A 12,291-nucleotide genomic window follows, 5' to 3' on the forward strand; every position below is an offset into this window, starting at 1 on the left:
GGTCAGGGGTGCGTGTGGAATGAGACCGTCGGCTCGACCCAGAAGTCCGGATCGATCGACTCGATCGCTCGCCGTCGGCGCTCGCGGCGTTCTTCGAACGTGCCTTCTGGTTTCGGCGTCCGGGCGAACAGTGCTTGCCGCTCGGCGTCGGTGGAGATCCTCGGTCCTCGCGGTCGATCAGGATCCGCGCTGAGCAGGGCGCGACGACGTCCTTCTGTGAGTTGCTCCTCGGTCAGGCCGCGGCGGATCGGTCGGCGTGGTTCGGTCGGCTGCACGGTGCCTCCTTGGTCGATGTGATCAACCGTAGGAGCACCGAACGGACGGCATCTAACATTCCGTATTTCGCCGATCGGTAGCAGGAGACGAGCTACTCCGAAGCCGCCAGGACCATCCGCCCGAGCCGCACGAAGTCGTCGACCCCGATCGCCTCGCCCCGGGCCGTCGGGTCGATGCCCGCCGCCGTCAGGACCTCGGAGGCGTGGGCACTGCCGCCGAGTACACCGGACAGGCTCTGCCGCAGCATCTTCCGCCGCTGCTGGAACGCCGCATCGACCAGGGTGAAGACCCGCGACCGCAGCCGCTCGTCCCCCGGGGGCTCGTGCCGGTCGAACGCCACGAGCACGCTGTCGACGTTCGGGACGGGCCAGAACACCTGTCGGCTGACGAGCCCGGCCATGCTCCACGAGCCGTACCAGGCGGCCTTGACACTCGGCGACCCGTAGACCTTGCTGCCCGGGCCCGCCGCGAGACGGTACCCGACCTCGGCCTGCACCATCACGAGCGACCGCTCGATCGACGGGAAGGTCGCGAGCAGGTGCAGCAGGACGGGCACCGAGATGTTGTAGGGCAGGTTCGCGACGAGGTGCGTCGGTTCGGTGTCGAGGTCCGACGCGGCGACGGTCATCGCGTCCTGCTGCACGACCGTCAGCGTCGACGCCGGCTGCAGCGCGCTGACCGTCGAGGGCAACTTGGCCGCGAGTCGCTTGTCGATCTCCACCGCGGTGACGGGCGCGCCGGTCTCGGTCAGCCCGAGCGTCAGGGAGCCGAGGCCCGGCCCGATCTCGAGCACCCGGGACGACGGCGTCACGCCAGCGACCGACACGATCCGCCGGACGGTGTTGGCGTCGTGCACGAAGTTCTGCCCGAGCTTCTTCGTCGGGGTCACGTCGAGTTCGGCGGCGAGCTCCCGGATCTCGGCCGGGCCGAGCAGCGCGCCCACTACTCGTCCACCGTCACGGGCTCGGCGTCCCACGCACCGTAGACGAGCTCGGTGTTCGACGCGATCTGCGCGGCGAGCATCGAGGCACCGGTGCCGAGGGTCTCCGCCATCGACCGCAGGGTGATCGGGATCAGGTACGGGGCGTTCGGCCGGCCGCGGTACGGCGTCGGGGTCAGGAACGGCGCGTCCGTCTCGACCATGATGAGGTGTCGTGGCGCGACGACGACGGCTTCGCGGAGCAGTGCTGCGTTCTTGAACGTCACGGTGCCGGCGAACGACATGTACCAGCCGCGCTCGGCGCAGAGCCGAGCCAGGTCGGGTCCGCCGGAGAAGCAGTGGAACACCGTGCGCTCCGGCGCCCCGACGCGGTCGAGCACCTCGACCACGGCGTCGTGCGCGTCGCGGTCGTGGATGGTCAGCGCGAGGCCGTGCTCCTTCGCGATGCGGATGTGCTCCTCGAACGAGCGGATCTGGGCGTCGCGCCCGTCCTCACCGGTGCGGAAGAAGTCGAGACCTGTCTCACCGATCGCCCGGACGCGGGGCAGTGCCGCCAGGGCCTCGATCCCGGCGAGGTGCTCGTCGAGCAGCCCCTGCTCCTGCAGCGAAGGGGCCTCGTTCGGGTGCAGTGCGACCGCTGCGAGCACGCGGGGTTCACGGGCGGCGATCGAGGCGGACCACTGCGAGGTCGCCAGGTCGGTGCCGACCTGCACGACACCGCGGACGCCGACGCTCGAGGCACGGCCGAGGTGCTCGCGGTAGTCGAGCGCCCCGTCGCCACCGTCGGCGATCTCCATGTGCGTGTGGTTGTCGTAGACCGGGACCACGAGCGCCTCGGGCAGGGGCGGGTAGGTCAGGTCGCGCTTGGAGCCGTCCCCGTCGCCACGGGAGCGGAGGTGGGCGTCGGTCACGCGGCGCCCTGCTCCGCCTGCTCGATGCGCGGGAAGAGCCCGCTCTCGAGCGGGACCACCTGGTCGGCGCCCTGCCACTCGAAGGCACGGTCGACTCGCTGCTCGGCGATCGAGCCGCCGGCACCGATCGACGCCCACAGCTTCTCGGTGGCCTTCGGCATCACCGGCGACAGCAGGACCGCGACGGTGCCGAGCCCACGGAGCGCGGTGGTCAGGACGGTGCCGAGCCGCTCACGGTTCGCGTCGTCCTTCGCCAGGGCCCACGGCTGCTGCTCGGTGATGTACCCGTTCAGGGCGTCGACGAGCTCCCAGACGGCGGCGATCGCCTCGTGCGGGGCGAACGCGGCGATGGCCGCGTCGGCACGCTCGGTGACCGACACCGCCAGGGCGTCGACGGCTTCGTCCGCCTCGGTCAGCGACCCGCGCGCCGGCACTGCGCCGTCGAAGTACTTCTGCAGCATCGCGACCAGGCGCGACGCCAGGTTGCCGAAGCCGTTCGCGAGCTCGGCCTGGTACCGCGCCGAGATGTCCTCCCAGCTGAAGTTGCCGTCCTGCCCGAAGGTGATGGCGCGGAGGAAGTAGTAGCGGAAGGCGTCGGACCCGAAGGTGTCGGTGATCTCCGACGGCGCGATGCCGGTCAGCTTCGACTTGGACATCTTCTCGCCGCCGACGAGCAGCCAGCCGTGACCGAAGACGCGCTCGGGCACGGGCAGGCCGGCAGCCATGAGCATCGCGGGCCAGATGACGGCGTGGAAGCGGGCGATGTCCTTGCCGACGATGTGCACGCTCGGCCACAGGCGCTTGAAGGCCTCGTCGTCCTCGGTGCCGTAGCCCAGCGCCGTGACGTAGTTGAGCAGGGCGTCGAACCACACGTACAGGACGTGGTCGCTGTCCCACGGGATCTTGATGCCCCAGTCGAAGCTGGACCGCGAGATCGACAGGTCGCGGAGGCCCTGCTTCACGAACGAGATGATCTCGTTGCGGACGCTCTCCGGCTGGATGAACAGCGGGTTCGACTCGTACAGGTCGAGCAGGCGCTGCTCGAAGTCCGACATCCGGAAGAAGTAGTTGCGCTCGGACAGCACCTCGACCGGGATCGAGTGGATGGCACAGACCTGCTGCCCCTCGTACGCGCCGGTGCCGGGGACCAGGTCGCTCGGCTGCTTGTACTCCTCGCAGCCCACGCAGTAGAAGCCCTCGAACTCGCCGGCGTAGATGAAGCCGTCGTCGTAGAGCTTCTGCAGGAACGCCGTCACACCGCGCTCGTGGCGCTCGTCGGTGGTGCGGATGAAGTCGTCGTTGGCCACGTCGACGGTGTCGAGCAGTGGCTTCCACGCCTCGGTCACGAGTCGGTCGGCCCACTCCTGGGGCGTGACCTCGTTCGCCGAGGCGGTGCGCAGGATCTTCTGGCCGTGCTCGTCGGTGCCGGTGAGCAGCCAGGTGTCGTCACCCCGCTGCCGGTGCCAGCGTGCGAGGACGTCCGCGGCGACCTCGGTGTAGGCGTGCCCGATGTGGGGCACGTCGTTCACGTAGAAGATCGGCGTGGTGATGCTGAACGAGGACCCGTCGGACATGCGGACCATCCTACGGGCGCACGGAACCCCGATGACGCGCGCGGCGGTGGACTGTGGAAAACCGGATCCGGGAGGCCCGTGGCGGGCCCGCCCCGCGCCTCCCGACCGGCCGACGCGAACGTGACGAGCCCCGCTCAGCGCGCCGCGAGCGCCCCTTCGTACAGGTCCCGCTTCGACAGCCCGGTCGCGTCCGCGACCGCCGCTGCGGCCTCCTTCATGCGCATGCCGGCGGCCACCCGCTCGAGCACGAGGCGGACCCCGTCGTCGAGCGTCGCCTCCTCGGTGGCCTCGGCGGCACCGGCGACGACGATGCAGATCTCGCCCCGGACCCCGCTGATGCCCACGTGACGAGCTCGTCGAGCGGACCACGACGGACCTCTTCGTACAGCTTCGTGAGCTCGCGGCAGACCGCTGCGCGACGATCGCCCCCGAACCCGACCACCATGTCGGCGAGCGTCTCGGCCAACCGGTGCGGCGACTCGAAGAAGACCATCGTGCGCTGCTCCCCCGCGAGCGCCTGGAACGCACGACGCCGCTCCCCGCCCTTGCGCGTCGGGAACCCCTCGAACGTGAAGCGGTCCGTCGGCAGTCCGGAGACGGCGAGCGCCATGAGCACCGCCGACGGGCCGGGCAGTGCCGTGACCGTGACGCCCGCGGCTGCGGCGGCCTCGACGAGCGGGAAGCCGGGGTCGCTGATCGCCGGCATGCCGGCGTCGGTGAGGACCACGACGTCCTCGTCACGGGCGAGCTCGACGACCTCGGACGCCTTCGCCCGTTCGTTGTGCTCGTGCAGGGCGATGAGCCGCGGACGGTTCTCGATGCCGAGGGCGCGCATGAGGTGGATGGCGGTCCTGGTGTCCTCCGCCGCGACCACCGTGGCGTTGGAGAGGGTCTCGACGAGACGGCGCGAGGCGTCCCCGAGGTTGCCGATGGGGGTTGCTGCGAGGACGATCACGCACCCATTGTCGTCGCAGCTCCGACGCAGCGTGGACATGCGGTCGATCCGTAGGATGCTCAGCGATGACCAGCGAGCTGACCGACGACCGCACGGCCGTGCCCGACGGGCCGGTCGGCTCGCGCCTCGACGACTGGTGGGGGCGGGTGCTCTCCACCGCCCAGCGCGTCGCGGTGTGGCGCTGGGCCGGACCGATCGCGGTGACGCTGCTCGCCGCCGTGCTCCGCCTGGCGAACCTGGGGAACCCGCACTCCCTGGTCTTCGACGAGACCTACTACGTCAAGGACGGCTGGTCGATCGTCCACCTCGGCTACGAGGGCACCTGGCCGGCGAACCCGAGCAGCGACTCCGCCCCGACGACCGACGACCGGTTCTCGAGTGGTGAGACGGACGTCTTCACCAGCGCGGCGGAGTTCATCGCGCACCCGCCGCTCGGCAAGTACCTGATCGGGCTCGGCATGCTCCTGTTCGGGGCGGACAACTCGTTCGGCTGGCGGTTCGCCGTCGCCGTGCTCGGCATCGCGACGGTGTTCCTCACCGCGGTGATCGCCCGGTCGCTGTTCCGCTCCACCCTGGTCGGCACGCTCGCCGGCGGCCTGCTCGCGATCGACGGCCAGGCCATCGTGATGTCCCGCGTCACGCTGCTCGACGGGATCCTGACGTTCTTCGTCGTGCTCGGGTTCGGGGCGCTCCTGCTCGACCGGCGCCGGAGTCAGCGGCGGCTCGACGACTGGGTCGCCGAGCGCGTCGCCGCCGGCCGGGACACCCTGTGGGGGCCCGTGCTCTGGTGGCGTCCGTGGCTGTTCGCGATGGGGCTGACGATGGGGTTGGCCACCGCGACGAAGTGGTCGGGGATGTACTTCCTGGCGTTCTTCGCCGTGTACTCCGTGCTGAGCGACATGCTGATGCGCCGCCGTGCCGGAGTCGAGTTCTGGTCGTCGAGCGCACTGCTGCAGCAGGCCCCCGTGTCGTTCCTGCTGACCGTGCCGATCGCCGCCGTCACCTACGTCGCGTCGTGGACCGGCTGGTTCGTGTCGAAGGACGGCTGGGACCGGAACTGGCTGGCCTCCGGAGGAGAGCGCTGGACCGGGGCGCTCCGGTGGGTGCCGGACAGCCTGCAGAACTGGTGGCACTACCAGTCGGAGATCTACAACTTCAACATCGGGCTGCACACGCCGCACTCGTACCAGGCGAACCCGCTGCTCTGGCTCGTGATGCAGCGCCCCACGTCGATGTTCTACGTCGGCACCGATGCCGGCCAGGACGGCTGCTCGGCGAGCCGCTGCGGCGAGGCGATCACCGGCGTCGCGAACCCGTTCATCTGGTACGCGGCGGTCATCGCGACCGTGGCGCTGCTCGTGCTCTGGATCCTGCGCCGACAGTGGCAGTACGGCTTCGTCCTGCTCGGCGTCGCCGCGGGCTACCTGCCGTGGCTGATGTACGTCAACCGGACGGTCTTCCAGTTCTACACGATCGCCTTCGAACCCTTCATGGTGATGGCGCTGGCGGCGGCGATCGGGTTGGTGCTCGGCTCACGGACCGATCCGCGGCCCCGACGGACACGGGCGGTCGTCTGGGTCGGCGTGTACCTGGTCGTGGTGGTGCTCGCGTCGGCGTACTGGTACCCGATGTGGACCGCGATCCAGGTGCCGTGGGACTTCATCCGGTCGCACTACTGGCTGCCGAGCTGGCTGTAGCGCGCGTCGGGTGTCGGCACGGCGCGCCCGTCACGACCGGCCCGGCGCACTGGTCGTGACCGGCCCGGCGCACTGGTCGCGACCAGACCGCCGGACGGGAGGCACGGGTCGGCTCCGCCACGGGCCTCCGGTCCGGAGTCGGCTGGCACCCGAGCCGCGCGCGGTCCGCGGGGACGCGTCAGGACTGCGCGTGCAGCGCGCGCTCGATCGATTCGCGGTCGAGCGGGTCGCCGACCATGCTCGGCGCGGTCCGGGTCTGCGGCAGGACGCCCTCGATGAGGAGTTCGGCGTACCGGCGCCAGGCGTTCGGGTCGTGCTCGCGGGTGGCATCGGCCACCGCACCCACCATGGCGGTGAGCATCGGCAGGTCGCGGTAGTCGAAGCCGGCGCGGACCACCCCGGCGGTCTCGGCCCGACCGATGATCGCGGAGACCTGGCGTTCCAGCCGGTCACGCTCCTGCACGATCGACGGACGCGCCTTGCCTGCGCGCACGATGGCGTCGGCGAGCGCACGGTCGCGGGCGCGGAACTCGAACACCCCGGTCAGGTAGACCCGCAGGGCCTCGCGCGGGTCGACGACGTCGGCGGCGCGGGCGGCTGCGTCGTTCATCGCCTCGAACTTGGTGGCGAGCAGCGCCTCGATCAGGGAGTCCTTGTCGGCGAAGCGTCGGTACACGGTGCCGACACCGACCCCCGCTTCGTGCGCGATGTCGTTCAGGGTGACCGACAGCCCGCGCTCCGCGAAGCACTTGCGAGCGGTCTGCAGGATCAGCTCGCGGTTGCGTGCCGCATCGGCGCGCAGCGGGCGCTCGAGGTCGGGCGCGGACTCGGTGGTGCTCACGATGCCGAACCTAGTTGAACTTTCTGGGAATAAGTGGATGCGGACCTTCCGTTTCGGTCTACACTGTCGACAAACGGATGCCGCGCATCCGTTTGACACCTCTCCTCTTCGAAACGCCCGACGGTGCGCGCTTCGTGCTCCCCCTCCAACCTTCTCGAAGGAGGCTGCCGTGACGGCAGAACACACCGTGCCGACCCCCACCGGGGCAGCACCCACGACTCCTGGCTCCACCCCCGCCAAGAGCAACCACCGCTGGATCGCCCTGGCGGTCATCGCCCTCGCCCAGCTGATGGTCGTGCTCGACGCCACCATCGTGAACATCGCGCTCCCCTCGGCCCAGGCCGACCTGGGGTTCGGCACCGACCAGCGCCAGTGGATCGTCACCGCGTACTCGCTGGCGTTCGGCTCGCTCCTGCTGCTCGGCGGGCGCCTCGGCGACCTGTTCGGCCGCAAGAACACCTTCATCATCGGCCTGGTCGGCTTCGCGGTCGCATCGGTGCTCGGCGGCCTCGCCGACTCGTTCGGCCTGCTCGTCGCGGCGCGCGCCCTGCAGGGTGTCTTCGGCGCCCTGCTCGCACCGTCCGCGCTCGGCATGCTGACCACCACGTTCCGTGACCCGAAGGAGCGCGGTCGTGCGTTCGGCATCTTCGGCTCGATCGCCGGTTCCGGTGCGGCCATCGGTCTGCTCCTGGGCGGCGTGCTCACCGAGTACGCGTCGTGGCGCTGGTGCCTCTACGTCAACGTCGTCTTCGCCGTGCTCGGCGTGATCGGCGCGCTCGTCTTCATGGAGAAGCCGCCGAAGGTCGACCGCCCGCGCATCGACGTCGCCGGCGTCATCACCATCACGGCCGGTCTGGTGGGCGTCGTCTACGGGTTCTCGAACGCCGAGACCAACGGCTGGGACTCCCCGTCACCATCGCCATGCTCGCCGGTGGCGTCGTCCTCATCGCCGCGTTCGTGTTCATCGAGACCCGTGTGGCGCACCCGCTGCTGCCCCTGCGGGTCGTGCTCGACCGTGACCGCGGCGGGTCGTTCATCGCGATCGGCCTGGTGGCGATCGGCATGTTCGGCATCTTCCTGTTCCTGACCTACTACCTCGAGCAGACCCTCGGGTTCAGCTCGCTGCAGACCGGTCTGGCCTTCCTGCCGATGCCACTGTCGATCATGATCTCGGCGACGCAGATCGGTGGGCGACTGCTGCCCCGCATCGGCCCGAAGATCCTGATCTTCGCCGGTGGCCTCGTCGCCGCGATCGGCCTGCTCCTGCTGCTGCGCACCGACCTGGACAGCTCCTACGCGGGCACCGTCCTGCCGGCGCTGATCGTCATCGGGCTCGGCATGGGCACGATCTTCTCGTCCGCGATGAACACCGCGACCACCGGAGTGGCCCGCGCCGACGCCGGTGTGGCCTCGGCGACGGTCAACACCATGCAGCAGATCGGTGGCTCGATCGGCACGGCGCTGCTGTCGACGATCTTCGCCGACGTCGTGAAGAACAGCCTGACCGGGCTGTCGGCGGCGCCCACGAAGCTGCAGCAGGCGCAGGCCACGCTCGACGGCTACCACGTGGCGTTCGGCATCTCGGCCGGCGTGCTCGTGCTCGTCGCCCTCGCGGGTGGCCTGCTCATCAACCGGCAGTCGGTGCGGCTCGACCGGCTCGCCCACGCTGCGTCCACGACGACCGGGAGCATCCCCGCCGCCGCACACTGACGCGTCAGCTCGTCCGAACGGCCCGTCCTGGTTCTGCCGGGGCGGGCCGTTCATGCGTGCGGGGCGGGGGTGCGGGCGGGGCGGGGGTGCGGGGCGGACTCGATACGACGATCGCGATGTCGTGCGACGACCACCTTGTCGTTCCGAGTCGACGCACGAGCCACCACACGCGCCCCGGTTGCGCAGTGTGTCGGTTTCCCTGTCGCCCGTCAGAGGTCCGCATTATCGTGTGCAGCATGGCCCCCGTCCTGACCTCGCCGCTCGTGTCGACGCAGTGGCTCGCCGACCACCTCGGTGGTGACGAGCTCGTCGTCCTCGACGCCTCCGTGCACACGGTGGGGACCGGCCTCGAGACGATGTGGCACTCCGCGGTCGACTCCTACGAGCAGCGCGGACACGTCCCCGGCGCCCGTTTCGCCGACCTCGTCGACGCGTTCTCCACGCCGGGTGCCGAGGTGCCCTTCACCCGCCCGAGTGCCGAGCGGTTCGAGGCAGCTGCCGGCGACCTCGGCGTCACGAACACCTCGACGGTCGTGGTCTACGACGACAGCGTCGGCGAGTGGTCGGCACGGCTGTGGTGGATCTTCCGATCGTTCGGCTTCGACTCGGTCGCGGTCCTGGACGGCGGGTTCATGAAGTGGCGCGACGAGGGCCGACCGGTCCGCGTCGGTGCCCTGCGCCAGGCGCCATCGCCGGCGAAGACGCCCGACGACGACAGCGCCTTCCTCGCCGGTGAAGAACGCCCGCTCTGGGCCGACCACGCCCGTGTCCGCCGAGCAGTGACGGGTGAAGAGCCCGCGGCACTGGTGTTCGCGGCGCCCGCAGCGGCCCTCGGCGACGACCACGCGCCGATCATCCCGGGAAGTACCCCGATCACCGTGGACACCCTGGTCGACCCGGACACCAACGCGTACCTGCGCGGGCCGAAGCTCGCCGCGGCGTTCGCCGCGGTCGTCGGCGAGGACGAGATCGTGACATACTGCGGGGTCGGCAGCGCCGCGTGCGTCGACGCGCTGGCGCTGACCGTGCTCGGCCACGACAAGGTGACCGTGTACGACGGCTCGCTGCTGGACTGGTGGCGGCACGAGCCCGAGGCCCTGGCGTCCTGACGACGACGCGCGTCCCGGCTAGCGTTGGCGCATGAGTTCCAGACGCGCGGTCATCCTCGGCGGTACCGGCGGGATCGGTTCGGCCGTCGCGCGTGAGCTCCTCGACGTCTCCGGGCGGGGCGGCGACGACTGGCAGGTCGACGTGCTGGCCCGCCGCGGTGGCCCGGCAGCCGAATCCCTCACCGCCCGCGGCGCGACCTTCACCGCGGGTGGCCGCCGCGACACGAGCACCCTGCGCGACCTCCTCCGCCCCGGCGCGGACCTGCTCGTCGACACCGTGGGGCTGACCCGCGACGACGCGACGCAACTCCTGCCGTTCCTCGACGACGTCGGGTCCGCCGTCTTCGTCTCCTCGCGTGCGGTCTACGTCGACGAGCAGGGCCGGCACGCGAACTCGACGGACAAGCCGGTCTTCGGCGCCGCGGTCACCGAGATCCAACCGACCGTCACCGCGGGCGACGGCGACCCGACGAGCCGTGACGGCTACGGCGCGGCGAAGGTGGCGTCCGAGCAGGTGCTGCTCGACCACGGCGCCCCGGTCACGGTGCTGCGCCCGTCGAAGGTCTACGGCGTCGGCATCGGTCGACCGCGCGAGTGGTTCGTGGTCCGCCGGGTGCTCGACGGCCGCGAACGCATCCTGCTCGCGGACCACGGCCGCGGTGTGGACCACACGACGGCGGCGAGCGGCATCGGCTCGCTCGTCCGACTGGTCGCGGACGCTCCCGACCGGCGCATCCTCAACGTCGCCGACGACACCGCTCCGACGGCGCTCGAGATCGTGCGGACCATCGCCGGGCACCTCGACCACCGGTTCGACGAGGTCCTGCTCGACGCCGACGCCCCTGCCTTCGTCGGCACGACCCCGTGGTCGTCGCCGTCACCGTTCGTCCTCGACACCACGGCGGCGCGCGCGCTCGGGTGGCAGCCGCCGACCTTCGCGACCGCGGTCCTGCCCGAACTCGACTGGTTGGTGGAGACCGCGCAGTCCACACCGGCGGACGGCGACGTGCCGTGGGCCGAGGACCCGTTCTGGGAGCGCATGTTCGACTACGGCCCCGAGGACGCAGCCCTCGCGCTCCTGTCGCTGGGCCTCGGGTGACGGCGCCGAGCACGCCCCGCTCCGAGGTCCTGTTCATCGGCGGGCGGTCCGGTGTCGGCAAGTCCACCGCTGCCGAGGCACTGCACGACCTGCTCGTCGCTGCGGACGTCCGCCACGCGGTGATCGAGGGTGACCTGCTCGACCTGGCGCACCCGGCACCGCACGTCGAGCACCCCGAGGCGCGGCTCGCGGAACGGAACCTCGCCGCCCTGTGGACGTCCTACCGCGAGCTCGGCCACCATCGGTTGGTCTACACGAACACCGTCTCCGTGCTCGAACACGAGCGTCTGGCGGCCGCCATGGGCGACGACCCCGTGGTCACGACGGTCCTGCTGCGAGCGGCAGACGGTCCCACCGCCGAGCGCCTCGCGCGACGGGCAGGTGGCGAGGTCCCGCAGGCGCAGCTCGCGCACAGCACGCGGACGGCCGGGAGGCTCGACTCGGCTTCCGGGGACACGGTCACCCGGGTGGACACGGACGGTCTCACCCCCACCCAGGTCGCACAGCGTATCGGCGCGCTGACGGGGTGGCTCCTCGGCTGACCGTCCCGCTGCGGCCTGTGAACTCCGCGATCCGTCCACAGATCGCGTCCGTCGCTGGCCCGCTCAGTCGCCACGGGGCACGCTGGAGCCATGAACGACAACCGACTCGGCACCGCGGTCAGCCCGTACCTCCGGCTGCACGCCGACAACCCCGTGGACTGGCGCGAGTGGGGTCCCGAAGCCTTCGCCGAGGCACGCGAGCGCGGCGTCCCGGTCCTGGTGTCGGTCGGCTACGCCACGTGCCACTGGTGCCACGTCATGGCGCGTGAGAGCTTCGCCGACCCGGAGATCGGTTCGCTGCTCCGCCAGGACTTCGTCGCGGTCAAGGTCGACCGCGAAGAACGTCCCGACGTCGACGCCAGCCTGATGGCCGCCGCGAGCGCGTTCACGCAGCAGCTCGGGTGGCCCCTGACGACGTTCCTGACGCCCGAGGGCCACGTGTTCTTCGCCGGCACCTACTTCCCGCCGACCCCGTCGGTCAGGTGCCCGCGTTCCGGCAGATCCTGGCGGCGGTGCTCGACGCGTGGACCGACCGGCGGCACGAGGTCGACGCGAACGCCGCGGCCATCGCGACGGCGATCCGGCAGGGGGCCGAGGCGGACGTGACCGCCCGCGCGGCCGAGGGCGCTGACGGAGC

Annotated in this window: 12 protein-coding genes and 1 pseudogene; 7 read left to right on the forward strand and 6 right to left on the reverse strand. The window is 70.9% G+C overall.

Features of this window, described 5'->3' with window-relative positions; genetic code table 11:
• Window positions 1-2 precede the first annotated feature (2 nt).
• From ACZZ0J_RS08365 to rsmI, 5 genes and pseudogenes are all read right to left on the reverse strand, one after another.
• Window positions 3-275 (reverse strand): hypothetical protein, encoded by a 273-nt coding sequence (locus ACZZ0J_RS08365; RefSeq protein WP_463436215.1) that lies wholly within the window; start codon window positions 273-275, stop codon window positions 3-5.
• Window positions 276-367: 92 nt separating this feature from the next.
• On the reverse strand, window positions 368-1,219 hold the full coding sequence (gene rsmA / locus ACZZ0J_RS08370) for a 16S rRNA (adenine(1518)-N(6)/adenine(1519)-N(6))-dimethyltransferase RsmA (RefSeq protein WP_463436216.1): 852 nt from the start codon (window positions 1,217-1,219) through the stop codon (window positions 368-370).
• Window positions 1,219-2,127, reverse strand: coding sequence for a TatD family hydrolase (locus tag ACZZ0J_RS08375; RefSeq protein ID WP_463436217.1), 909 nt, complete (start codon window positions 2,125-2,127; stop codon window positions 1,219-1,221). Before ACZZ0J_RS08375 ends, rsmA begins: the two co-directional genes overlap by 1 nt.
• Complete coding sequence (gene metG / locus ACZZ0J_RS08380; protein ID WP_463436218.1) at window positions 2,124-3,701, reverse strand: methionine--tRNA ligase; 1,578 nt, start codon at window positions 3,699-3,701, stop codon at window positions 2,124-2,126. The genes ACZZ0J_RS08375 and metG overlap by 4 nt, the downstream gene beginning before the upstream one ends.
• 134 nt (window positions 3,702-3,835) lie before the next feature.
• Window positions 3,836-4,656, reverse strand: a pseudogene (gene rsmI / locus ACZZ0J_RS08385) (16S rRNA (cytidine(1402)-2'-O)-methyltransferase).
• Between the two features lie 65 nt (window positions 4,657-4,721).
• Between rsmI and ACZZ0J_RS08390 the strand changes: the two are divergent.
• Window positions 4,722-6,353 (forward strand): dolichyl-phosphate-mannose--protein mannosyltransferase, encoded by a 1,632-nt coding sequence (locus ACZZ0J_RS08390; protein WP_463436219.1) that lies wholly within the window; start codon window positions 4,722-4,724, stop codon window positions 6,351-6,353.
• 178 nt (window positions 6,354-6,531) lie between these two features.
• On the opposite strand, the gene ACZZ0J_RS08395 is transcribed toward ACZZ0J_RS08390, so the two are convergent.
• Entirely contained in the window at window positions 6,532-7,194 is a 663-nt protein-coding gene (locus ACZZ0J_RS08395) for a TetR/AcrR family transcriptional regulator (RefSeq protein WP_159574131.1), read from the reverse strand.
• Window positions 7,195-7,363: 169 nt separating this feature from the next.
• Between ACZZ0J_RS08395 and ACZZ0J_RS08400 the strand changes: the two genes are divergently transcribed.
• The 6 genes from ACZZ0J_RS08400 to ACZZ0J_RS08425 all read left to right on the forward strand — a co-directional run bounded on the left by ACZZ0J_RS08400 (window position 7,364) and on the right by ACZZ0J_RS08425 (window position 12,260).
• A complete protein-coding gene (locus ACZZ0J_RS08400; protein WP_463436220.1) occupies window positions 7,364-8,281 on the forward strand; it encodes an MFS transporter in 918 nt (305 codons plus the stop codon).
• Window positions 8,170-8,904: an MFS transporter gene (locus ACZZ0J_RS08405; RefSeq protein WP_463436221.1), complete on the forward strand. Its 735-nt coding sequence runs from the start codon at window positions 8,170-8,172 to the stop codon at window positions 8,902-8,904. Before ACZZ0J_RS08400 ends, ACZZ0J_RS08405 begins: the two co-directional genes overlap by 112 nt.
• Before the next feature lie 236 nt (window positions 8,905-9,140).
• Window positions 9,141-10,013: a sulfurtransferase gene (locus ACZZ0J_RS08410; RefSeq protein ID WP_463436222.1), complete on the forward strand. Its 873-nt coding sequence runs from the start codon at window positions 9,141-9,143 to the stop codon at window positions 10,011-10,013.
• 31 nt (window positions 10,014-10,044) lie between these two features.
• Window positions 10,045-11,112, forward strand: coding sequence for an NAD-dependent epimerase/dehydratase family protein (locus tag ACZZ0J_RS08415; RefSeq protein WP_463436223.1), 1,068 nt, complete (start codon window positions 10,045-10,047; stop codon window positions 11,110-11,112).
• Window positions 11,109-11,654 carry an AAA family ATPase gene (locus ACZZ0J_RS08420; RefSeq protein WP_463436224.1) on the forward strand — a complete coding sequence of 182 codons (546 nt, stop codon included), beginning with the start codon at window positions 11,109-11,111 and terminating at the stop codon, window positions 11,652-11,654. Before ACZZ0J_RS08415 ends, ACZZ0J_RS08420 begins: the two co-directional genes overlap by 4 nt.
• Before the next feature lie 90 nt (window positions 11,655-11,744).
• Window positions 11,745-12,260, forward strand: coding sequence for a DUF255 domain-containing protein (locus ACZZ0J_RS08425; RefSeq protein WP_463436225.1), 516 nt, complete (start codon window positions 11,745-11,747; stop codon window positions 12,258-12,260).
• Window positions 12,261-12,291: the final 31 nt, after the last annotated feature.

Source organism: Curtobacterium sp. AC272 (assembly GCF_979258155.1).

Coding starts and splice junctions, on each gene's coding strand:
- metG (WP_463436218.1), bottom strand. CDS start 3,701: ATGTCCGACGGGTCCTCGTTCAGCATCACCACGCCGATCTTCTACGTG.
- ACZZ0J_RS08390 (WP_463436219.1), top strand. CDS start 4,722: ATGACCAGCGAGCTGACCGACGACCGCACGGCCGTGCCCGACGGGCCG.
- ACZZ0J_RS08410 (WP_463436222.1), top strand. CDS start 9,141: ATGGCCCCCGTCCTGACCTCGCCGCTCGTGTCGACGCAGTGGCTCGCC.
- ACZZ0J_RS08415 (WP_463436223.1), top strand. CDS start 10,045: ATGAGTTCCAGACGCGCGGTCATCCTCGGCGGTACCGGCGGGATCGGT.
- ACZZ0J_RS08425 (WP_463436225.1), top strand. CDS start 11,745: ATGAACGACAACCGACTCGGCACCGCGGTCAGCCCGTACCTCCGGCTG.